The organism is Ketobacter alkanivorans, from assembly GCF_002863865.1.
In the GTDB taxonomy this organism is placed as follows: domain Bacteria; phylum Pseudomonadota; class Gammaproteobacteria; order Pseudomonadales; family Ketobacteraceae; genus Ketobacter; species Ketobacter alkanivorans.
In genome coordinates this window covers 3,076,274-3,097,301 of sequence record NZ_CP022684.1, presented here as the reverse complement: position 1 = coordinate 3,097,301, position 21,028 = coordinate 3,076,274, and the positions used below count along the sequence as shown (strand labels likewise).

General features: G+C 52.4%; 23 protein-coding genes and 1 pseudogene. 10 read left to right on the top strand and 14 right to left on the bottom strand.

Annotated elements, in window-relative coordinates; genetic code table 11:
• Nucleotides 1–203: 203 nt before the first annotated feature.
• From hmpA to Kalk_RS21225, 3 genes are read right to left on the bottom strand one after another with little or no spacing between them, the layout of a single operon-like run.
• Complete coding sequence (gene hmpA, locus Kalk_RS13270; RefSeq protein ID WP_101894710.1) at nt 204–1,391, bottom strand: NO-inducible flavohemoprotein; 1,188 nt, start codon at nt 1,389–1,391, stop codon at nt 204–206.
• On the bottom strand, nt 1,385–2,125 hold the full coding sequence (locus Kalk_RS13265; protein WP_158643485.1) for an HPP family protein: 741 nt from the start codon (nt 2,123–2,125) through the stop codon (nt 1,385–1,387). Before Kalk_RS13265 ends, hmpA begins: the two co-directional genes overlap by 7 nt.
• Nucleotides 2,126–2,138: 13 nt before the next feature.
• The gene (locus tag Kalk_RS21225; protein ID WP_158643484.1) at nt 2,139–2,342 is read right to left on the bottom strand and encodes a hypothetical protein; all 204 of its coding nucleotides are present in this window, start codon (nt 2,340–2,342) and stop codon (nt 2,139–2,141) included.
• Between the two features lie 113 nt (nt 2,343–2,455).
• Between Kalk_RS21225 and Kalk_RS13260 the strand changes: the two genes are divergently transcribed.
• Nucleotides 2,456–3,301 carry a LysR family transcriptional regulator gene (locus Kalk_RS13260; RefSeq protein ID WP_101894708.1) on the top strand — a complete coding sequence of 282 codons (846 nt, stop codon included), beginning with the start codon at nt 2,456–2,458 and terminating at the stop codon, nt 3,299–3,301.
• Nucleotides 3,302–3,327: 26 nt separating this feature from the next.
• Here the strand turns inward: Kalk_RS13260 and chrA are convergent, their stop codons facing one another.
• Nucleotides 3,328–4,665 (bottom strand): chromate efflux transporter, encoded by a 1,338-nt coding sequence (gene chrA / locus Kalk_RS13255; RefSeq protein WP_233716641.1) that lies wholly within the window; start codon nt 4,663–4,665, stop codon nt 3,328–3,330.
• 108 nt (nt 4,666–4,773) lie between these two features.
• On the opposite strand from chrA, the gene Kalk_RS13250 reads away from it, so the two are divergent.
• The 3 genes from Kalk_RS13250 (at nt 4,774) to Kalk_RS13240 (ending at nt 7,030) form a co-directional block, all read left to right on the top strand.
• Nucleotides 4,774–6,132 carry a flavohemoglobin expression-modulating QEGLA motif protein gene (locus Kalk_RS13250; protein ID WP_101894706.1) on the top strand — a complete coding sequence of 453 codons (1,359 nt, stop codon included), beginning with the start codon at nt 4,774–4,776 and terminating at the stop codon, nt 6,130–6,132.
• A 156-nt stretch (nt 6,133–6,288) separates the two neighbouring features.
• Nucleotides 6,289–6,546 (top strand): DUF2061 domain-containing protein, encoded by a 258-nt coding sequence (locus Kalk_RS13245; RefSeq protein WP_101894705.1) that lies wholly within the window; start codon nt 6,289–6,291, stop codon nt 6,544–6,546.
• Entirely contained in the window at nt 6,536–7,030 is a 495-nt protein-coding gene (locus Kalk_RS13240; protein WP_101894704.1) for a GreA/GreB family elongation factor, read from the top strand. Before Kalk_RS13245 ends, Kalk_RS13240 begins: the two co-directional genes overlap by 11 nt.
• Here Kalk_RS13240 and Kalk_RS13235 read toward each other — a convergent pair.
• A complete protein-coding gene (locus Kalk_RS13235; RefSeq protein WP_324774952.1) occupies nt 7,027–7,533 on the bottom strand; it encodes an RNA methyltransferase in 507 nt (168 codons plus the stop codon). The two genes, Kalk_RS13240 and Kalk_RS13235, sit on opposite strands and share 4 nt — an antisense overlap.
• Nucleotides 7,534–7,590: 57 nt before the next feature.
• Nucleotides 7,591–8,559, bottom strand: coding sequence for a UDP-3-O-acyl-N-acetylglucosamine deacetylase (gene lpxC, locus Kalk_RS13230; RefSeq protein WP_101894702.1), 969 nt, complete (start codon nt 8,557–8,559; stop codon nt 7,591–7,593).
• Nucleotides 8,560–8,704: 145 nt separating this feature from the next.
• On the opposite strand from lpxC, the gene Kalk_RS13225 reads away from it, so the two are divergent.
• On the top strand, nt 8,705–9,727 hold the full coding sequence (locus Kalk_RS13225) for an AraC family transcriptional regulator (protein WP_101894701.1): 1,023 nt from the start codon (nt 8,705–8,707) through the stop codon (nt 9,725–9,727).
• Here Kalk_RS13225 and Kalk_RS13220 read toward each other — a convergent pair whose 3' ends face one another.
• The gene (locus Kalk_RS13220; protein WP_101896316.1) at nt 9,728–10,150 is read right to left on the bottom strand and encodes an HIT family protein; all 423 of its coding nucleotides are present in this window, start codon (nt 10,148–10,150) and stop codon (nt 9,728–9,730) included.
• A 163-nt stretch (nt 10,151–10,313) separates the two neighbouring features.
• On the opposite strand from Kalk_RS13220, the gene Kalk_RS13215 reads away from it, so the two are divergent.
• Nucleotides 10,314–11,111: an SDR family NAD(P)-dependent oxidoreductase gene (locus Kalk_RS13215; protein WP_101894700.1), complete on the top strand. Its 798-nt coding sequence runs from the start codon at nt 10,314–10,316 to the stop codon at nt 11,109–11,111.
• 59 nt (nt 11,112–11,170) lie between these two features.
• Here the strand turns inward: Kalk_RS13215 and Kalk_RS13210 are convergent, their stop codons facing one another.
• On the bottom strand, nt 11,171–11,545 hold the full coding sequence (locus Kalk_RS13210; RefSeq protein WP_101894699.1) for a VOC family protein: 375 nt from the start codon (nt 11,543–11,545) through the stop codon (nt 11,171–11,173).
• 166 nt (nt 11,546–11,711) lie between these two features.
• Between Kalk_RS13210 and Kalk_RS13205 the strand changes: the two genes are divergently transcribed.
• On the top strand, nt 11,712–12,512 hold the full coding sequence (locus tag Kalk_RS13205) for a glutathione S-transferase family protein (protein ID WP_101894698.1): 801 nt from the start codon (nt 11,712–11,714) through the stop codon (nt 12,510–12,512).
• A 57-nt stretch (nt 12,513–12,569) separates the two neighbouring features.
• On the opposite strand, the gene Kalk_RS13200 is transcribed toward Kalk_RS13205, so the two are convergent.
• Nucleotides 12,570–13,100 (bottom strand): TetR/AcrR family transcriptional regulator, encoded by a 531-nt coding sequence (locus Kalk_RS13200; RefSeq protein ID WP_101894697.1) that lies wholly within the window; start codon nt 13,098–13,100, stop codon nt 12,570–12,572.
• A gap of 145 nt (nt 13,101–13,245) precedes the next feature.
• Between Kalk_RS13200 and Kalk_RS13195 the strand changes: the two genes are divergently transcribed.
• The 3 genes and pseudogenes from Kalk_RS13195 to Kalk_RS13185 all read left to right on the top strand — a co-directional run.
• Entirely contained in the window at nt 13,246–13,815 is a 570-nt protein-coding gene (locus Kalk_RS13195) for a hypothetical protein (protein WP_101894696.1), read from the top strand.
• Between the two features lie 10 nt (nt 13,816–13,825).
• Entirely contained in the window at nt 13,826–14,620 is a 795-nt protein-coding gene (locus Kalk_RS13190; RefSeq protein ID WP_101894695.1) for an SDR family NAD(P)-dependent oxidoreductase, read from the top strand.
• Between the two features lie 90 nt (nt 14,621–14,710).
• Nucleotides 14,711–15,661: pseudogene (locus tag Kalk_RS13185) on the top strand (integron integrase); the annotation flags it as partial.
• A gap of 74 nt (nt 15,662–15,735) precedes the next feature.
• Here the strand turns inward: Kalk_RS13185 and Kalk_RS13180 are convergent.
• From Kalk_RS13180 to gap, 5 genes are all read right to left on the bottom strand, one after another.
• The gene (locus Kalk_RS13180; RefSeq protein ID WP_101894693.1) at nt 15,736–16,716 is read right to left on the bottom strand and encodes an alpha/beta hydrolase; all 981 of its coding nucleotides are present in this window, start codon (nt 16,714–16,716) and stop codon (nt 15,736–15,738) included.
• 135 nt (nt 16,717–16,851) lie between these two features.
• Nucleotides 16,852–17,916: a class II fructose-bisphosphate aldolase gene (gene fba, locus Kalk_RS13175; protein ID WP_101894692.1), complete on the bottom strand. Its 1,065-nt coding sequence runs from the start codon at nt 17,914–17,916 to the stop codon at nt 16,852–16,854.
• Between the two features lie 50 nt (nt 17,917–17,966).
• Nucleotides 17,967–19,163 carry a phosphoglycerate kinase gene (locus Kalk_RS13170; RefSeq protein WP_101894691.1) on the bottom strand — a complete coding sequence of 399 codons (1,197 nt, stop codon included), beginning with the start codon at nt 19,161–19,163 and terminating at the stop codon, nt 17,967–17,969.
• Between the two features lie 19 nt (nt 19,164–19,182).
• Complete coding sequence (locus Kalk_RS13165) at nt 19,183–19,977, bottom strand: hypothetical protein (RefSeq protein WP_101894690.1); 795 nt, start codon at nt 19,975–19,977, stop codon at nt 19,183–19,185.
• A gap of 34 nt (nt 19,978–20,011) precedes the next feature.
• Nucleotides 20,012–21,028, bottom strand: coding sequence for a type I glyceraldehyde-3-phosphate dehydrogenase (gene gap / locus Kalk_RS13160; RefSeq protein WP_101894689.1), 1,017 nt, complete (start codon nt 21,026–21,028; stop codon nt 20,012–20,014).

The following is a 21,028-nucleotide window of genomic DNA, read 5'->3' as shown; positions in this document are numbered from 1 at the left end:
TTTTTGTTCAGTGCATGTGCTTTTTAACGGCCCTATCGCTCATTGCCTTTGGCTCAGCGTATTCGATTCTAATGACGCAACGGCTCATTAAATGTACACTTTCTGGACATAAATATACGGCTTTCTATACAAAAAAACACCCTATTTGAGAGTGTTTTTAAGAGTCTGCAGGCCGTATAAAAAAAGGTGAAGGTATCCTACCCCTAATCCAACGCCTCCCTCGGCCCAAACCATTCACTGCGCACTTGCTGCGGCGGAATGCCCAACTCATGCACAATTCGATTTACACAAGCCATAAAAGGCTTCGGCCCTAAATAGTAAAGATCCACATCTTGCCTCCCGCTCATCAGCGCTTTCAGCATATCCGCGTTCAAGTAGCCTGTGGCATCGGGTGTATCCTTGGGCAACGGTGCCTCATAGATGTAGAACGTTTTCAGATTGTCATGATTTGATGCCAGTGCCTGCACATGGGCGCTAAAAGCATGATGCTCGCTATTAATGGCAGCATGAACAAACACGATCTCTCGCCCACTTGCCACACAGCTGTTGAGCATGCTGATGGCAGGTGTGATACCCGCACCGCCGGTCACCAGGTAGAGTGGTTTATCAAGTCCATATTCATCTTGCGTGAGCACGAAATCCCCGCATGGTGCTGTTAGCAGTACTGGATTACCCTCCTTGGCCTGTTGATGTAAATAGCCAGAAGCCACACCACCCTGCTCGTGCTTAACACTGATCCGAAGGTGGCGTGCACCGGGAGCATCCGACAGGCTATAGTTGCGTCTAACCACGCTGCCATTGATGGTAAGGATCAGGCCCACGTATTGCCCTGCGCTAAAATCGATTGCCTGCTCCTGATCTTCAGGCACTAGATAATAAGATGTCATCGTGGCGCTTTCCGGAACAATGGCTTCTATTAAGAAACGCCGTTCACCCTGCCATCCACCCCGACGCTCTGCATTCTGTTGATAGATCATCGCCTCGGCATTGATAAGAATATCGGCCAGTTGGCGATAGGCTGCTGACCAAGCATCTGCCACGGCGGTGGTCACCGCGGCACCCAATACCATCGCAATGGCTTCCATCAAACATTCCCCAACCAGATCATAATGCTCGGGTTGGATGTTAAGGGAACAATGCTTATGCGTAATCAGGCTGACTGCGTCACTCAACTGGCCCAACTCGTCAATATGGGAAGCGTACGCCACCAATGCTTGGGCAAGCGCCTCTCGCTGTGTGCCTTGCACCTGATGGGTTTGATTAAAGTAAGCCTGAACATGGGGATAACGTTCAAACAGCAATGGATAAAAAGCCCCGGTAATATCTCGGGCGTGGTTTCCCACTACTGGGGCAGTGGCTTTGATTATGCTGATCTGTTCTGCTGTTAACATTTCTCTACTCCTGGACGAATGTATCGCTTACTCACTATCAATGCGTGTTCTCGGGCGCAATCCACCAATTCACTCAGATCTTCCGGGCTGATATCGATAAAGGAATCCATCGTTTTTAATGCGTATTGATAGTCTTCGTGGGTGAGTTCGAGCAATTCGTATTGCTGAACCAAAGGATGTGCATGGGGTTGCGCATACAGAAAGTGCACGGGGTATCGCCGCCACGGAAAAACATAGTTGTATACAAACCCTGCGCACACCAAGGTGGCAGCGTTCATTAGGGCTGGCACCAGAACAAAGCCATAGCCAAGCTGCTGGATCTCGTTGCCACCGGTCACGGCCACCAATGCGATGGCTCCACCAGGAGGGTGCAAACAGCGGGTGTAGTACATACACCAAACCGCAAAGCCTACTGCCAGCGGAATAGCCAGCACCGGATGGTCGATCCACCGGTGACAGGTTACCCCCACCAAACCGGACACAAGGTAGCTGCCAATCACGGGCCAAGGTTGCGACAACGCGCCATGGGGTACCGCAAACACCAACACAGTGGAGGCCGCCACAGAGGCCACCAGCAGCACCGAGGCGTGATCAATGGAGTACACACAAAGTGCGCCGTATACGATAAGAATACCGATGCCAGCGCCAAGGGCGGATATCAACTTTTCCACATGGGATGTGTTGTCCGTTGGCACCCCCAAATACTGCACTATGGCGTGCAGTGTGCCGCTCACGTTACGCACCCGGTCACTTCGCCAAGCGCGAGTGGGCTTCCAAGCGCATGATGTATCCGATCTTGATTCCGACAGCGCCCACCATGGCAACCCCATGGCCCAACACCAACCAAGGCACAGCAACCGCCTGCTCCATTAGAAACACAAAGGCCAAACACCCCCCCACTACAGCCGTGGAAAACACCATCAAAACCGCACCTAAGTCATCGAGTCTCATAACGCCTGCTCTCATATACAACGAAACCAAGCGCACTATAAAGATGCATTTATATGTTATCTAATGAATTCTAATGTGCTTTAATAACAATTAAATTCATATAAAGAAGAATTATGGACATTGATCTGGCTAGAACGTTTTTGGAAATCGTCAGTGCGGGGAGCTTTATCAAAGCCTCCGAGCGACTCCATATCACTCAGACAGCCGTAACCGCCAGGGTACGCTCACTGGAGGGAGAGCTGGGCTGCAAACTGTTCGTACGCAACCGGGCCGGGGCGCGTCTGACCCCTGAAGGTGAAAACTTTCTGCCCCATGCCACCGAGATACTAAACGCCTGGAATCACGCCAAACGCAGTATCGCGTTACCTGATGGGCATCAATCCCGCCTCAGCCTCGGCAGCGAGACAAGCCTATGGAATCCGCTGCTGGTAAACTGGATCACATGGATAAAGGATCAGTTACCAGAAGCAGCCGTGGATTCCCAGGTTTCAGACCCAGACCGCCTAACTAAGGCATTGGAGCGGGGGCAACTGGATGCCGCCATCGTACACACCCCGAATTACTACGCTGGGATTAACGTGGAATTGCTGTTGGAAGAGAAGCTGATTCGAGTGCAAAGCCCGCTTACATCAGAACCAAACTTATTCATCAATTGGGGCTCTGAATTTGAACGCCAATACATGGCGGTGGCGTCTTCCCCCAGCCAGAGCGCGTTCAGTTTTGATTTGGGGCCGCTGGCTCTGCAGGTCATGCTGCAAACCGGGGGCAACGGCTGGTTTCGAACCCGCGTTGTTGAACCTTATCTGTCTTCGGGAAAACTGCTACGGGTTGCCGATGCACCCGAGTTCACCTATCCGGTCTACTTAACGTATCGTTCCGATTCCAATAAACCACTTCTGCAAACAGCATTGAAAGGCGTTAAAGAAATTGCGAATTTAAACGTGCCGTGGATGTTGTAATCATCTCCAAACCAGTGCACAAATCATCAAACGCTCAATAAATTCAGCCCTGCTATTAGCCCAACAGCCGCGCTCAACCCGATCACCCGCAAAATACTCCATTCCAATTTATACAACAGCCCCACACAACACAGGCCCCACACCAACGAGTACCAATCCAGGCTGCCACCAACGCCATCAGGAAACAGCACATGCTGACCAAAGAACAACGCCAAATTAAGAATCACCCCCACTACTGCAGCGGTAATACCAGTTAAAGGCGCAGTAAAGCGCATTTGATTACGGCTGGCCTCCACCACCGGGCCGCCTAATAAAATAAACAGAAACGAGGGCAGAAACGTAAAGAATGTCACCACGCAGGCCGCCAGTGCGCCACCGGCAAACAGCCAGTCTGGCCCCAGTACAGATTTGGTCCAGCCCCCCACAAAACCCACGAAAGACACCACCATAATAAGCGGCCCCGGCGTGGTTTCTCCCAGCGCCAAACCATCCATCATCTGAGTGGCGCTAAGCCAACCATAGTGTTCCACTCCGCCCTGCACCACATAGGGCAATACCGCATAGGCTCCACCAAAGGTGAGCAATGCCGCCTTGGTAAAGAACCACCCCATCAAAGTAAGATCATGCTGCGGCCCAACACTCCACCACAACACGGCCATGGCCGCCAGCCACAACCCAATACCACAAAGCAAGGTAACCATCGTGCGCCTGCGCGAAAAGCGGGCGTGAACCGGCACCGGGCTGTGATCGCCAATCAGCGCATCCGCCACGCCTTGCCCTGCTGTAACTGGGTGATTACTGGCTCGAAAGATCTCAGGCCACACGCGAAAGCCAAGCCACCCCAACAGTGCAGCCCCCAGCAGAATGGCAGGGAATGGCACCTTGAACACACTGATTGCCACAAACGAACACGCAGCAATCCCCCATAAAAACCAGTGTTTAAGTGCGCGTGAGCCAATACGCCAGGCCGCCAGCAAAACAATGGCAGTGACTGCAGGTTTGATTCCATACAGCACGCCAGCTACCAAAGGCAGATGGCCGAACGCCAGATAGATCCAGCTAAGCAGCACCAACAACAGCAGCGAAGGCAACACAAACAGGCCACCGGCCAGCAATCCACCCTTTACACCGTGCATCAACCAGCCGATATACGTGGCCAACTGCTGCGCCTCGGGCCCCGGCAGCACCATGCAATAGTTCAGCGCATGCAAAAAGCGCTTCTCAGAGATCCAGCGACGCTTATCCACCAGCTCCTGATGCATCATACTGATCTGCCCTGCTGGCCCACCAAAGCTGATGAAGCCCAGTTTCAGCCAGTATTTAAATGCTTGCCAAAGACTTACCTGTTGCACTTGCGGCACCATCACCCACTCCATTTAATTTAACTGCAATATATCGTTGCCAGCGCGGACAATGCACCCTACAGTCACGCTATGATGATCGCAAGAAGCAACCTATTTAAGAAGTAAACAATGAGCCAACGCCAGATCTACCTTGAAAACCTGAAATCCCTGTCCGACCAGATGATTGCGATTCAAGCTCCGATTCGCATACTGGACAGCATCAAGTGGCCGAGCGAATGGCGTCAGTCATTCTTTGATTCTGGCATGCGTTCGTTACCAAAAGCTGACGCGCAATATTATCAATCGATTCCGCTGGATTTTAACCCGGATACCAAACAACAAGAATTCCGCGATCTGAAGAAAGCCATCAGAAAAAAACTGGGCAAACAGGATGCGCTGGGCAAACTGCTCACCTCTACCACAGATCAGTACATCCAAGTTACTGAAATGCTGAAAGCCAGAGGCAAAAAGGATTTTGGCAAATACAGCGTAGAGCTTTACGGATCGGCGCAGGATCATCTGTTCGGCGACAAGCGTTCCCTGCTGGAAGTAGGTGAGCAACTGTGTTCAATTTTCTCTCAACCAGCGGCGCAGCACATCGCCTTTGCTCAGCCCAAGGATTACGATGCCAGTGGCGCAGTGGCCATTTTGCAAAAGCGGTTGAATCGTTATTTTACTGCGGGCGAACTCAAAGTGATTTTGTCCGATGGTATCGTGTCTGATGCTGCTGCCGGTGGCGACACCATCAAGATGAACAGCCGCGCGCGCTTTTCTGAGCGGGATCTGCGGGTGCTGGAGGTACACGAAGGCTGGGTGCACGTGGGCACCACGCTGAACGGGCGTCGCCAGCCCTACGCCAGCTGGCTCAGTGTGGGATCACCCCGTATTGCCGCCATTCAGGAAGGGCTGGCCTTGCTGATGGAAACCCTGACTTTCAGCAGTTTTCCGTTTCGCGCACGCCGCGTGAGCGATCGGGTCAGCGCCATTCATGCAGCAGAGCAAGGGGGGGATTTCGTTGAGGTATTCCACCATTTGCGGGATCGCGGCCTGCCCGATGGCGATGCCTACACCACCACCCAGCGGGTGTTCCGTGGCGGCATGGTGCAAGGTAGCTCGGTGTTCACCAAAGATCTTTCCTACGTAAAAGGCTTTGTGGAAAACGTTAACTTTATTCGCAGTGCTATCGGCGCTGGCCTGCCGGAGCTGATTCCCATGCTGTTTTTGGGCAAAATCACGCTGGAAGACATCCCGGTGCTGTATGAAGCCTATCTGGAAGGCATTGTGGAGCCACCCAGATACTTACCGGAGATGTTTCGGGATCTGAACGGATTGTATGTGTGGTTCGGCTTCTCTAACGGGTTATCACTGGTGGATATGAAGCGGGTACAAAAACACTACCGCAAGACATTCCAACAAATTACGCCAGTGTGCCCACTGGAAATGGCACCGGCGCGCATCGGGGGCATCGATCTGGATCCATTGCCCTGATTTCTGAGGCCCACTTGGTAAGCTTACCAAAGCAACGCCCGATAGCTTAAAGCTATCAAAACTCACAAAACGATTCATTTCCACAAATAAGAATCATTTGCAATCATTGATCCATCGACCTTGTGTTTTCGTCAGCCATCCCTGAGGAGGTGTATCATGAAAAAGACCATCAGCTTCGCCACAATCCACATGGGTGTGGCTTTCACCGTGGGTTATGTTATGACCGGAGACTTGGCAGTGGGTGGCGCACTTGCTTTGGTGGAACCCTTGTGTAATACCGTGGCATACTACTTTCACGAAAAGGTATGGAACCGAGTAAAATCGCCGCGCCAGCTACCTGATTCCCAACCTGTGTTGCAGGCCAACTACCACACCGAATACAAACAGATCGAGCCACCGCTGTATGCCCATTGAATACAACAAAGAGGCGCTTCTCACGGCAATCATCAAAGCTCTGGAGGCGCTGGTTGATAACGCTCGAAACGCCATGCAGGTAGCCTATGAGACGGCCACCCACGAAGAAAACATTGCAGAAAACAAGTACGACACACTGGGCCTGGAGGCGGCTTATCTGACTCAGGGTCAGGCACAAAGGCTGGCAGAATGCGAGGCTGATTTGGCAGCCTTTAAGAGCATAAAACCTGGCTCATTTAAAAAAGCTGATGCCATTGGTGTGGGCGCTTTGGTTGAGCTGATTGATGATGACAACCACACCCATTTATTCTTCTTGGGGCCGGCTGCCGGTGGACTAAAAGTCGAGTGTAATGGCAACATTATCATGGTCGTCACAACCAAAGCGCCACTGGGCAAAGCGCTGCACAACAGCCATCTGGGTGATGGCCTTACAGTGGCTTTGGGCAACAAACAAAAACACTATGAAGTCGTGGCAATCAACTAGGTTCGAACCTTCACGTTATTGTTGCGATCACGTACTTTTTTAATCAGGGCGTTAGGGTCGCTTTGCAGGCCCAGCTTTGAAATACGGTCATACAACACTACGTTCACACTAGCCGCCAAATTCAGACAACCGTGCGTCGGAATAAACACCGTTGCATCCGCCTGATCAATGACCGATTGAGGGATGGTGCCATCTTCCGGCCCAAACACATACAGTGCATCGTCTGGGTGACTAAACTCGTTCAATGGTATTGCATTTTCGGCCAATTCAACACACACCACCGACATCCCAGGCGCTGCACAGTCCAGCACATCATCAACCGCCACCAACGGTATCTGGGTAGAGGCTTTATGGGTGTCGGTTTGAAAAGCCGCCGCTTTGGCATATCGCGTTCCGCTATAAAAAACCGACTGCGCCATAAAGCAGCCGGCGGCTCGTAATACTGAGCCCATGTTGGTTGGGCTCTTGGGGTTAAGCAGTCCAATGTATACCAAAATCGTTATCCACTGTTTGCAGCAAAGATGTCGAGCATACCTTACCTGACTCAACTATTGGAAATACTAAACAGCACTGCACTGATTCACGATGTCCAATATCTCATCGTAACTGGTGTCGTCTATCATGCGGCTCCAGTTTTCCGTTGCCTCGCGCACTGTGACAAACTTCCAGAAGGTTTTGTTCTGCATCATACTGCGTAACAATCGATTATTCAGATTGTGCCCACTACAGTGCCCGACAAAGCGCCCAAAGATCGGCGCACCGGCCAAGGCCAAGTCGCCCACGGCATCCAGTAACTTGTGGCGCACAAATTCGTCGTCATAACGCAAGCCTTCCTCATTCACTACGCCCTTGTCATTGACGAGTATGGCGTTGCGCAAGGTGCCCCCCTGAGCCAGCCCCAGTTTCTTCAGCGTGGCTATCTGATCCTCAAAACCAAAGGTTCGTGCTCGCGATATTTGAGAGGTAAAAAACGTTTCATTCATGGGCATTGAGTAGTTTTGTTTACCGATCACCTTGGATTCGAACTCAATGGTCATATCAAACCATGGCTGTGGAAACGGCAGGAACCCTGCGTACTTATCCTGTTCATAAATCCAGATCGGATTAGTGATCACCAGGGCTTTTCGCTCCTCCCTCTGCCGGGTCAGGCCTTCTGCCTGAATCCGCTCCACAAACACTTTAGCGCTGCCATCCATTATTGGCACCTCAGGGCCATCGATCAGAATGCGACAGTTATCCACTCCGCAGGCATTCAGGGCAGCGGTCAGGTGCTCTATGGTGCTGACGGTAACACCGTAGCTATTGGCAATTGTTGTGGAAAGTCGAGTATCGGTCACCGTATGCCAGCGCGCCGCCACGGTGGCACTGGCTACACCCACATCCAGCCTCTCAAACACATAACCTGAATCTGGCAGAGCGGGTAACAATGTCATACTCACGGCTTTGCCGTTATGCAGCCCCCGTCCAACAAAGTGTACCGGGCCAGACAGGGTGTGCTGATAGAAGGGGTTGCGTTGAGTGTGTTTCATAACCTGTTCCTCGTTGTGATTTCCTGAGTTCAGATTATGAAAATCCAGCCGCTGTCACTGGTCTGTGTACGCCACCTTGTTATCTATCATTTGTCATTTCCCGCCAAGGGTTTATCCTAGGTGAAAAACAAGGAGCCACACCACAGTGACCGCATCAACCCTAACGTCCTGGGCGCTATTGGTTTGGGAAGAACTGGACGCCCGCAACCTTGACGCCAACGCCATCTTCCGGGAGGCAGGCCTAAACCCAGCGAAACTGAGTAATGCCGGTGCCCGCTTTCCGGTGACCAATATGGTGCAGCTGTGGGGGCTGGCACAGGACGCCACCGACGCTGGCTTCGGCGTGGCCGCCGGTGAGCGTTGGAACCCCACCACCTTTCATGCCTTGGGCTTTGCCTGGCTGGCCAGCAACTCCCTTGGTGATGCACTGCATCGCCTGGCCCGCTACGGCCGATTTCTGAACGACGGCCTGGATTACGCGCTGTTCTCCGAGAAAGTCTTGTATCGCTTTCGGGTGTCTGCCAACCTGCAACGCCTGCCTGCAGCATCACGGGTACGCAGCGATGCTGCAGGCGATGCAGGCATCGTAGCCTTTGTGAAAATGTGCCGATTATTACTGGGGGACAGCTTCAGCCCTATGGAGGTAGCCAGCCCACACCCTCCCTCCGGCGCCAGCATTCTGCTGGAGCAGTACACTCGCTGCCCGGTTCACTACGGCAAGGACTATATCGAGCTGGTATTTGATCGCCACGACATCGAACGCAAATTACACAGTGGCAATGATGAGCTGACCCAGGCCCATGAGCAGATTATTCTCAAGCATATGTCGAACCTGGAGCAGGATGAGCTATCGGCAAAGGTGCAGCTCTCCATCATGGAGCGCTTACCCTCTGGTAATGTGAAAGAAACGGATATTGCCTCTGGGCTGAACATGAGCTCCCGGACTATGCAGCGGCGATTATTGGATGAAGGTGTGAATTTTCAAAGCCTGTTGCAAGAGGCAAGACAGAAACTCGCCGATCAGTATATACGCGATGAGAATCTGTCCATCAACGAAATCGCTTACCTGCTGGGGTTTTCGGAACAGGCTAATTTCACTCGGGCGTTCAAGCGCTGGACCGGTGTTTCACCGACCCGTTTTCGCACCGACGCACTGGCGGATGTGTAGTTATTCCATGACCGCGATGATGCGGTCGGCATAACCTTGCAATATTACTTGATCGGCCATTTTCGCGGCATGAGTGCTGGTGCGCAGGGTATGAATGGAGGTAGGCAGCAAATGGAAATGCAGGTGGGGTACAGTCTGCCCCGCATCGGCGCCACTCAATTGAAACATCATGATACCCTCTGTACCGAATGCCTTCTTCAACGCGTTGCCTACTTTTTTCAGCGTATTGAAACAAGCCTCGTAATGGCTGGCTGGCAGCTCGAATAAGGTCTCGGCGGCCACCTTGGGAATCACAAGAGTGTGGCCTTCAGACTGAGGCATTATGTCCATGAAAGCCAAGGTATGTTCATCCTCATACACCTTAATGCAGGGCAGTTCTTCCCTCAAAATTTTGGCGAATATATTTTGATTATCGTATGACATGATCGTGCCTCTGTTCAGAATGCTGTTTTTGTCAGCGTAGGCTAGCGCGAATCGGCGCGGGCTCGCAACCTCATCTTTAAATACTTCAGCCTCTATATACCGCTCTGTGTTTTGTGGCATAGTCTGACACTTACTTCTACTGAAAGACTCGCAAGGACATTCCATGAGCAATGACGCTGCACTGCCCAAAACCGTTCTGATCACCGGTGCTTCTGCCGGTATAGGCAAAGCGCTGGCCCACGTATTCGCACAGAATAATTTTGATGTGGTTCTGGTGGCTCGCCGGGAAGACAAACTCAAACAAGTGGAAACCGACATCAAGCACAAGTACGGTCAGATGGCCTACTGCCTGCCTGAAGATCTGGCAGACCCTGCTGCGCCTCAGCGCATTTACGACTGGTGCCAGCAAAACCACATTCAGGTGGATGCATTGGTGAACAATGCAGGCTATGCGCTGCACGATGATTTTCTGCAGGCCACGTGGCAGTCCCATCTTGATTTTATGCAGGTGTTAAATATCAGCGTGGTGCATCTGTGCCACCTGTTTGCTCCCGCTATGAAAGAGCGGGGCTACGGCCGCATCATTAATTTAGCCTCGGTCGCGGCCTGGTCACCACAACTGAAAGGCAACCTCTACGGCGCAGCCAAATCCTTTATTCTGGATTTCAGCCAGGCCATTGATTTAGAGCTACAGCCCTATGGAGTCAACTGCACCGCACTCTGTCCGGGCTTTACCTTCAGTGAATTCCACGACGTTATGGGCACCCGTGGCTCTGTCAGTAAGTTGCCCCGTTTTTTATGGATGACTGCCGAAGAGGTAGCCCAGGAAGGATTTGATGCGGTAATGGAAGGCAAACCGGTTCACGTCAACGGACGGGTAAATCAGGGGCTGTCTCAGGTGATGGCCATGCTGCCTTCCTCGGTAAAATACTATATATCCAAGCAGCAGAAAGTGATGTAGCGATAGGCATCGGCAGCAAGCGGCTTGCTGCCGATGTTTCACATTAGAGCGTTAACGATCTAATTTTTTGTAATGCAAAACACATTCAGTTTGTTGCCATCCAAATCGCGAAAATAACCGGCATAGAAACTTCCCTGGCGCGGCCCTGCAGCCCCCTCATCTTTAGCACCCAAGGCAATGGCTTTTGCATACAGCGCGTCCACTTGCGCAGGGGTTTCCACCGCAAGCGCCACCATGACACCATTGCCAACCGTGGCAGCGTTACCATCAAATGGCTTGGTGATTGCCAAGCTGGGCTGCGTTGGCGTAATGGCCCATGCGATAAACGAGTCTTCCTCCATGAATCTTTTTGCGCCCAGTTCTGCCAGCAGTTGGTCATAGAACTCCGCACCACGCTGCAGGTCATTCGTTCCTAAAGTTACATATCCAATCATAGTCCCTTACCTTTGCTCATCTTGTTTTAGTTACATGAATAATGAATATAACACCAAGCGCCGTGCCAGATACCGATAAGTTTGGCCTGAATGTTCTGGAAGCGTTGCTTAAAAAGTGTGATAGTTCGAACACCTTATTACTGCCAGGCTCAAGAAGTAACCAGCTATGCCCATTGAAAGCACCCAAAGCGTTGCAGATGCGAATTTAGTGTTAAACACCATTGCCATGTCACACTACAGCGAGAAGATTCGCTGGCTATTAGACTATGAGCAAATATCGTATCGCGAGGCAGCGCGGACGCCGGTCTATCATAGCTTTCCTGCTTTAATCAAAGGCAAACGCGGACAAACCACGGTGCCTTTCATTTATCGCGGGAAAACCTGCATTCAGGATAGCCCCAGAATTGTTAAATGGCTGGGCAAAGAGTACGGCCCACTGCAAACCCTGCCAGAACGCTATTATGATGAAATCATGGACGTTGCATCCCGCTTTGATGCTATCGGCAAAGGCGTTGCGCGCTACCTTTATTACCCCGGCTTTGAGCATAAAGCATTGATTCTGGATATGTGGACTCGCTTTGCCACTCCTCGGGAAGCCAAGGTGATTCGTGCTATTTACCCGATCGTTAAGCCCATCTTTAAAGCCAAATTGAAAATCAATGCCACGGATGTTGCCCGCGCAGAAGTTAAAATTGATGAAGCAGTTCAATGGCTGGAACAAAGAATCGCAGCCACAGGAACCTATCTGGTGGGCGATCAATTTACCGTAGCTGACATCACAGCGGCTTCACTGTTAGCACCATTAGCCTGCCCCAAAGAGCACCCTATTTACGGCAGCGCGGAATTCCGCGACAAGATGGCGCCTACCAATGCGCTATGGAAAGATCGGCCCGGTTTGGAGTGGGTGCGTTCGATCTACACCAAACACCGCGGTACCGTATGGCAAGAGCAACCTAAAGCCGCTTAAGCGGCCCCATACCTGTGGGCACTGGCCAGCCAGCCTTGAGAAAGGTCCGTATTCTGATCAGGCTACCAGTGCTGCACATATGCTCTGTTTCTCCTCCAGCGGCAGACTGTGGGCCAATAGCCCCTCGATCGTGAACACACTGATCTTCACCAACGCCGGAATCCTGTCGGCCGCCACGCCCGCATTTAGCATCTCTGCACTCAACAGCCCTTCAGTCAGTGCGTGAAAGCGATCATGCCAGTCATTCACCGCTGCGGATGCCTGTAAACGAGCATGCACTGTACTCACCAGTTGGCTGACCTGCTCCAGTCGGTTCACCACCCACAACAACCGCTCTGCAAGGCTGGCAAACGAGAGGCTTTGATATTCGGCCATCTGTGCCGCAAGCTCTGCCTCCAGCACCGCCACCAAGACGTCATCCTTATCCTTGAAATACCAATAGATTGTGTTCGGCGTCACGCCTGCGGCCTGAGCCAATCGGCTGATGGCAGTGGCTTCAAAGCCATCATTCAAAAACAGGAGACGGGCAGCAGCGATGATCTCCCCCCGCTTTTCTTCGCGATCCTGTTCACGCTTGTTACGGGGCATTGTGTTCTCCAATTCAGGGGGGTCGGGCACTACAGCCGCTTATCGGCTCCATTGTAGAATATCTTGAATACTGTTCAAGATATTCTGTAAGATACATCTTAAATGACATTCAAGATATTCTGATACAGTGAAAGTGAGACCCGACATGAACACTACCATCACCGCCACAGAGCTGGAGTTTCTCAAAACGCCCGAATTGGTTGAGCTGTTTGCCCGACTGGAGCCCCCCTCGGTGACAGAAATGCAGGGCGAGTACGCCGCGCACCTATTGGCCCAACCAAATTGGCTGGCTGGCGTGGTGGGGCGAGCCACCCTGGATAACCCGCTACAACATTGGCTGTGTAAGGCCTTTCGCCCTGTGGATGACGTATCCGGGCGCGGATACAACACCTTCCAGCAGGGTCGGCGTGTGGTGCAACGGTTCCCCATGGGCACCCAACTCGCTCCCTCGCGCTTTGATGGCAAACCCGCATTCCAGCTGATCTATCGCCACTTCCATTCCCTCTGTGGCACGGTGCACATGGTAGACGAAGTACGGCGCGCGGCCCCCGGCTTGTACCTCGGGCTGGGCACCTATGGATTTACCGATGCCCAGCGGCGCATTCCTTACCCGTTCTTGCTAACCGGGCCTCAAGGCCCATATCGTGGCGACATCGGTCGCCCACGTAAACATTTCCACCCCGGCTCGCGGGAACTCCCCGCCCTGACAATGTAAAGAGGTCATCATGACAGCATCCAATCGTACCGCACTCATTACCGGGGCCAGCGCTGGTATCGGCGCCGCCTTCGCCCGTTATCTGGCCAGCGAAGGTTATGGCCTGCTGCTCGTCGCCCGACGCGCTGAACGCCTGCAACAACTGGCCGCAGAATTATCGGAGCAGCACGGCATACCTTGTGAAGTGTTTGCCGCCGACCTGAATGATCCAGCCGCCCCCGCCGCTATTATCGACTATGCGCAGCGAAGCAATATCCACATCGACGTACTGATCAACAACGCCGGGCTTTCGGGTAAAGATGCCTTTGCCAGCACCCCCTGGCCCACCCTGGCCGCCGAAATACAATTGATGGTGACCGCCGTCACCGAGCTGTGCCATCGCGTACTGCCCGGCATGCAAGCGCGGGGCTGGGGGCGAATCATCAATCTATCGTCCATTGCAGCGTTTGCGCCACCGGGGGCCAGCCTGCTGTATACCGGCATCAAAAGTTATGTACTGGGCATGTCGCAATCACTGGATATGGAACTCAAACCCCAGGGTATCCACGTCACCGCACTGTGCCCCGGTTTCACCCACAGCGAATTCCACGACACCATGGGCACCCGCGATCAAGCTAATCAATTGCCTGACATTTTGTGGCAAGACGCCGATGCCGTTGTAGAGGAAGGCTGGCGTGCAGTGATGAAAGGCAAACCCGTGTGCGTACCAGGCACAGTCAATAAAATTATCGCAGGCAGTATGCGCCCGCTGCCGGTATCCCTGCAGTACTACCTTGGCGATCGGATGAACCCGTTTAAGCAGTAATCCATACAGCGTTGTTTACCCACTCTTGACCTGATATAGCGATACTGTATATAGTTACAGTATCGCCATGTTCACTGCAGGAAGCAGCCCATGAGAATTCTGGATCAGGTCAGGGACGCCATTCGCGTACGTCATTACAGCATTCGAACCGAAGACGCCTACTGTTACTGGGTACGCCGTTTTATTTTTTTTCACGGTGCCCGTAACCCTCAGCACTTCAACGACAGCCACGTCAATGCCTTTCTATCCCACCTGGCTATTACCGAAAAAGTCAGCCCGTCTACCCAGAATCAGGCACTGAACGCACTGCTGTTCCTATTCAAGTATGTGTTGGAAAAGCCCTTTTCCGAAGAGATTGAATTTACCCGTGCCAAACAGAACCGGCGCTTGCCGGTGGTGCTCACCCAAAACGAGGTGCAGCAGCTGTTTGCGCAGCTGGAAGGGCGCTACTGGCTGATGGCAGGGTTACTGTATGGCTCGGGGCTGCGTTTGATGGAATGCGTGCGATTGCGCGTGAAGGACATAGACCTGGCCCGCAGCGCCATCGTGGTTCGCGACGGTAAAGGCGCCAAGGATCGGGTGGTGACCCTGGATGAACAACTGCTGCCCCACCTGCGCATTCACATGGCTCATGTGCGCAATCAGCACCTGCAGGATCTGAACAGAGGCGGCGGCGAAGTATATCTGCCCCACGCACTGGAACGGAAATACCCTAACGCTAACCGCACCTGGATGTGGCAGTACGTGTTTCCGGCTGCCATGGAGTCTATTGACCCCCGCAGCGGCATTAAACGACGCCATCATATCAGCGAGCAATTATTGCAAAGAGCCGTTAAGCAGGCGGTGCAAGCCGCCGAGATTCATAAACCCGCCACCTGCCATACTCTGCGCCACTCCTTTGCAACGCACCTGCTGGAGCGGGGTTACGACATTCGCACAGTGCAAGAGCAACTAGGCCACAAGGATTTGAAAACCACCCAGATCTACACTCATATTCTGGAGCGGGGCGCAAACGCGGTGAAAAGCCCTTTCAGCAGCGTGGTCAATCCGCGGGTGATCCGCTATGGAACAGAAGCTCACAAAAAGTCGGATGAGGTTGAGGAACAACGAGGGCTCTACTTGATCGCAAGCTGAGGCTGTGTCGAGAATGTGTCCAGATACTTTATGGTGCGGGCAAACACATCACGGCGGTATAGCTCCAGCTCGTTCACCACATGGTGACGCACATTAGGCATGAAGGTGACCTCTGTACCTTTGAATATACGCTGAAACAACGGGATATTGTGTTGCCAATCCACCGTTTGATCGCTCTTGCCCTGCATAATATGCAATGGAAAATCGATAGGAACATGCCGTTCTATATAGGGTATCCACTGCTTTAATGCTCCTACCCATTTCGAAGAAAGGTAGCGCGGCTGTAATGGATCTTTGTCACGGATGAATTCAGCGAAATCAGGATCGTTTGAATTCTCGGAAAACTTGCGGGAGACAAAATTGCGGAACGGGCTGACCACCGTGTGCAGTCGCTTGTTCAAAAACCAGTGCACCGGCCGGATCAGCGGGGCGTAGAACACCACGCCTTCGAATGGAATACGCTCCTCCAATCCAGCAAACTGCAACAAATACTCCGATACAATAGCCCCGCCGGTGCTCTGCGCCACCACGTGCCAAGGCTGCGGGGTGTGATCTTTTGCCAGCTGCAGCACCCGCTTGAACACCGGGCCATACTGGCGGAACGATGAAATGGCGGCCCGAGAGCCAGAAGACAGGCCATGCCCCGGCAGGTCAAATGCCATTACCGCATAACGGTTTCTGAGCAAGGTTTTGATCAAGTGGTTATAAATTCCCACATGATCGTAATAGCCATGCACCACAAACACCGTCCCCTTGGCGGCTTTAGGTATATAGCCATGCACTACGATATCAAACCCGGCCACATGGGTTTTACCCATATACACTTTCAGGTCATTAAAGCGCTTTTCGAAATCGATCCCGTAAAATTGCCTATAGCATTGCGCGGAAGCCCCAATGGGCTGCCGTGTTTCCAGCGTAAACACCGGCAATGTCTGACGTAATTCAACGGGGATAAATTTCAATGAAGCTCCGTTTTTGCTGTGCGGTGGCTGCAGGATAAGCTCTGCTGTTTGAGATGACAGTTTTATTATAGGTACTAATAAAAAAGGGAGCTAGAGGCGCTCCCTTTTTTACTTAGCTACAAACCAGCGGTTGCCCTATTTTACTTGCTGATTTAACTCGCCTTTTTCATAGCGTACAAACATACCTTCGAGGGAGATAGGCTTGATTTTGCTACCATTGCCAGCGGCTCCGAATGCTTCATAACGATCAATACAGATATCACGCATGGCTGCTGTGGTTTCTTTCAGGTATTTTCGGGGGTCAAATTCTGAAGGATTTTGCGCCATAAAACGGCGAATCGCGCCGGTTGAAGCCAGGCGCAAATCGGTATCAATGTTGACTTTGCGCACGCCGAATTTGATGGCTGCCACGATTTCTTCCACTGGAACACCATAGGTTTCGCCGATGTCGCCGCCGTATTCATTGATCACTTTCAACCATTCTTGTGGCACAGAGGAAGAACCGTGCATAACAAGATGGGTATTGGGAATGCGGTTGTGGATTTCTTTGATGCGATCAATCGCCAGAATGTCGCCCGTTGGCGGGCGAGTGAACTTGTAAGCCCCATGAGAAGTACCAATAGCAATGGCCAAGGCATCAACACCGGTGTCTTTAACAAACTGGGCGGCCTCTTCAGGGTCGGTCAGCAGCTGAGAATGATCCAGAACGCCTTCGGCACCTACACCGTCTTCCTCGCCTGCCATGCCGGTTTCCAATGAGCCCAGGCAACCGATTTCACCTTCCACCGATACGCCACACGCGTGCGCCATATCCACTACGTTTCGAGTAACGCGGGCGTTGTACTCGTAATCCGTTGGGGTTTTGCCATCTTCAGCCAAAGAACCATCCATCATAACGGAGCTGAAGCCCAGTTGAATGGAGCGCTGACATATAGCGGGGCTGGTACCGTGATCCTGATGCATAACAACCGGGATATGGGGGAATTCTTCCACCGCCGCCAGGATCAGATGGCGCAGGAAAGGCGCACCGGCGTACTTACGGGCACCGGCCGAGGCCTGCACGATAACAGGGCTGTCTGTTTTATCTGCCGCTTCCATGATGGCGCGCATTTGTTCCAGGTTGTTCACGTTGAAAGCCGGAATGCCGTAGCCCTGTTCGGCGGCGTGATCCAGCATTTGTCGCATACTGATGAGAGCCATTGTACTGTGCCTCGTTAAGTTTATGTATTTCTGAGAATTTCAATAACTGCTTACTGACCACGTTCCTGCAACATGGCGACCGCTGGCAATACCTTTCCTTCTACGTATTCAAGGAAGGCGCCGCCCCCGGTTGATATATACGATACTTTATCGGCCACACCGTATTTGTCCACTGCAGCAAGGGTGTCACCACCACCAGCAATGGAAAACGCAGCGCTGTCGGCAACGGCCTGGGCCAGCACCTTGGTGCCTTCTCCAAACTGATCGACTTCAAACACGCCCACCGGGCCATTCCACAATACGGTTTTGGCCGCCAGAATGATATCGGCGAATTGCTTGGCGGTAGCGGGGCCCACATCCAGGATCATATCGTTGTCACCTACCTCGGCCACCGCTTTCACCACGGCATCGGCGTTGGTAACAAAATCCATAAAGTCATCAATAGGGCCGGTTACCTCTGCTACCACCACGTCGGTGGGCAACGGTACTTCCACCTTGGCGGCAATGGCCTTGGCCGTGTCGATCAGATCATGCTCACACAGAGATTTGCCCACGTTGTAACCGGCTGCCGCCAGGAAGGTGTTGGCAATACCACCGCCCACGATCAACTGATCACACTGATCAGACAGCGCGGTCAGCACGTCCAGCTTGGTGGACACTTTAGAGCCCGCCACAATTGCCAGCATGGGTCGGGCTGGGCTGGCCAGCGCCTTTTCCAGGGCATCCAATTCATCTGCCAGCAGAATACCCGCACAAGCCACGGGAGCAAATTTGCCCACACCATGGGTAGATGCCTGCGCACGGTGAGCGGTGCCAAATGCATCCATTACGAACACATCGCACAACGCCGCATAGGCCTTGGACAGTTCTTCACCGTCTTTTTTCTCACCTTTATTAAAACGTACGTTTTCCAGCAGCACCAGTTTGCCAGGCTCCACGTTCAAGCCGTTCTGCCAGTCGGCCGCCACCGGCACCTCAAAGCCAAGCAGCTCAGAGAGTCGATTAGCTACCGGCGCCATAGTGTAGGGTGCGTTTTCTTGGTCGCTGCCACCTTCAACCGGGCGACCCAGATGCGACATTAAAATCACCGACGCACCCTGCTTCAACGCCAGCTCGACCGATGGCATAGACGCACGAATGCGCACATCACTGGTGACTTCGCCGTTTTTCACGGGCACGTTCAGGTCTGCACGAATCAGCACTCGCTTGCCTGACAGGTCCAGATCGGTCATTTTGATTACGGGCATTTCGATTCTCCGGCTTTGTTTATTCGTAAGATAACCAACTTGAGTCAATTTCAACTCTACCCTCGACTCCGTCCGAGTTGGCGTTAACGTTATTGTCCATGGCAAGGTTGAAATCGAGATACGTGTTTGCTACTTCTGATATCACAATGGAACCCACAGGGTTAAGCAGATTGCGCGTATCAGCACCTTCTGTGACATAACCGTCCACATCGCTGGAACCAGAGGGGAACGTATACAATCCCGCCGCAATATCCCCGCCCAACTCAAGATTGACCCCCACCGTGGTCTCACTGGAGTTATGAACAGCCTTGATTTTCACTTCATCTGGGAGAAACTGATCCACTATGGTTTCCAAGCAGACCTGATCCCAGGAGGAAATATTAGCGGGCTCAGTCAACGACACATCGGCCACGCTTACTGTCTTGTCACTGCTGACTTTTTGTAATTCAACATCAGTGCCCAATGATCCAGAAACCAGCGAAGTCGTCAGCGTTGAGTTATTTTCTACCAGTAGATTGGGAACCCCGGCCGATACAAAATCAACCTGATCATCAACAACCTGCGCTGCCAATGACGCGCCTGAAATACAATCGGTAAAATACAGAAAATCATCTTGCTTGGTGACCACAATGGTCTGACGACGAACCTTGAAGACATCCCCCGATGCAAGCACGTAGTTAACGTTGGTTTGAATCCATGTACCTTCCAAACCGTTGCTCGAAGAGACACCACTGACACTATCGCCACCGCCGCCACCACCACAACCAGCAAGACCGAACGTCAAAACACCCAAAGCATAAATACTGTTTTTCATAATCACCCCAAACTCCCTGTTGTACACTAAAGCGCTATTTCAAGCATTCAACCAAATCCAACAAACGATGCGCATACCCTGTTTCGTTGTCATACCAGGCAACAATTTTGATCATGCCTTCTGTAACGATGGTTTGCGTTTCATCGTAAATGGCGGACTCTGTTCGATGTAAAAAATCCACACTCACCAGCGGCTCGTGGCAATACCCAAGTATGCCGTTTAACGCGCCTTCGCTGGCCTGTTTCATGGCCGCGTGAATCTGCTGCACATCCGCTACGGGCTTATCCAGCATTAAGGTTAAATCCACTGCGGCCACGTTCAGTGTGGGCACACGCATGGAGTAACCGGAAATTTTCCCCTCTAACTGCGGCAATACTTTTTGCACCGCACCAATACTGCTGCTGGTTGTGGGAATCAAATTCTGGGCACCGGCACGGGCGCGGCGCAGATCCCGGTGCACATGATCCAACAACACCTGATCACTGGTGTAAGAATGAATTTCGGTCATGAAGGTTTGCTTCACGCCGAACGCTGCATCCATCACCTGCAGCAACGGTGCAATGCAGTGGGTAGTGCAGGATGCATTGGATATCACCTTGTGTTGCTGCTGCAACCAATGATGATTCACGCCATATACGATGGTCGCATCCACCTCATCAAATGCCACTGCACCGATAATAACCCGTTTGGCTCCGGCCTGAAGGTGGCGACTGGCATCTTCACGGCTACGGTAGATACCGGTGCATTCCAACACCACATCCACATCCAGCGCCGCCCACGGGCATTGAGCAGGGTCTTCAATCTGCAGTAACTTAATGGAATCCCCGTTTACCTGCAGCACATCATCCTGCACTAATGTGACCGGCGTATTGAAGCGACCGTGGGTCGTATCATAACGGGTCAGATGCAGCAACGATTCCGGAGAGCCCAAATCGTTAATCGCCACCAATCGCACATGGCGGTTGCAACCTTGCTGCAAGTTTTCATACAGCGCTCGCAGCATGTTGCGACCAATACGACCATAGCCATTGATGGCGACCCGAATCGGCAT

Excerpts from the sequence above, each read along its gene's own strand:
- hmpA (WP_101894710.1), bottom strand. The coding sequence starts at position 1,391 with ATGTTAACAGCAGAACAGATCAGCATAATCAAAGCCACTGCCCCAGTA.
- Kalk_RS21225 (WP_158643484.1), bottom strand. The coding sequence starts at position 2,342 with ATGAGACTCGATGACTTAGGTGCGGTTTTGATGGTGTTTTCCACGGCT.
- Kalk_RS13260 (WP_101894708.1), top strand. The coding sequence starts at position 2,456 with ATGGACATTGATCTGGCTAGAACGTTTTTGGAAATCGTCAGTGCGGGG.
- chrA (WP_233716641.1), bottom strand. The coding sequence starts at position 4,665 with ATGGTGCCGCAAGTGCAACAGGTAAGTCTTTGGCAAGCATTTAAATAC.
- Kalk_RS13250 (WP_101894706.1), top strand. The coding sequence starts at position 4,774 with ATGAGCCAACGCCAGATCTACCTTGAAAACCTGAAATCCCTGTCCGAC.
- Kalk_RS13245 (WP_101894705.1), top strand. The coding sequence starts at position 6,289 with ATGAAAAAGACCATCAGCTTCGCCACAATCCACATGGGTGTGGCTTTC.
- Kalk_RS13240 (WP_101894704.1), top strand. The coding sequence starts at position 6,536 with ATGCCCATTGAATACAACAAAGAGGCGCTTCTCACGGCAATCATCAAA.
- lpxC (WP_101894702.1), bottom strand. The coding sequence starts at position 8,559 with ATGAAACACACTCAACGCAACCCCTTCTATCAGCACACCCTGTCTGGC.
- Kalk_RS13220 (WP_101896316.1), bottom strand. The coding sequence starts at position 10,150 with ATGTCATACGATAATCAAAATATATTCGCCAAAATTTTGAGGGAAGAA.
- Kalk_RS13215 (WP_101894700.1), top strand. The coding sequence starts at position 10,314 with ATGAGCAATGACGCTGCACTGCCCAAAACCGTTCTGATCACCGGTGCT.
- Kalk_RS13210 (WP_101894699.1), bottom strand. The coding sequence starts at position 11,545 with ATGATTGGATATGTAACTTTAGGAACGAATGACCTGCAGCGTGGTGCG.
- Kalk_RS13205 (WP_101894698.1), top strand. The coding sequence starts at position 11,712 with ATGCCCATTGAAAGCACCCAAAGCGTTGCAGATGCGAATTTAGTGTTA.
- Kalk_RS13200 (WP_101894697.1), bottom strand. The coding sequence starts at position 13,100 with ATGCCCCGTAACAAGCGTGAACAGGATCGCGAAGAAAAGCGGGGGGAG.
- Kalk_RS13195 (WP_101894696.1), top strand. The coding sequence starts at position 13,246 with ATGAACACTACCATCACCGCCACAGAGCTGGAGTTTCTCAAAACGCCC.
- Kalk_RS13190 (WP_101894695.1), top strand. The coding sequence starts at position 13,826 with ATGACAGCATCCAATCGTACCGCACTCATTACCGGGGCCAGCGCTGGT.
- fba (WP_101894692.1), bottom strand. The coding sequence starts at position 17,916 with ATGGCTCTCATCAGTATGCGACAAATGCTGGATCACGCCGCCGAACAG.
- Kalk_RS13170 (WP_101894691.1), bottom strand. The coding sequence starts at position 19,163 with ATGCCCGTAATCAAAATGACCGATCTGGACCTGTCAGGCAAGCGAGTG.
- Kalk_RS13165 (WP_101894690.1), bottom strand. The coding sequence starts at position 19,977 with ATGAAAAACAGTATTTATGCTTTGGGTGTTTTGACGTTCGGTCTTGCT.
- gap (WP_101894689.1), bottom strand. The coding sequence starts at position 21,028 with ATGCCGATTCGGGTCGCCATCAATGGCTATGGTCGTATTGGTCGCAAC.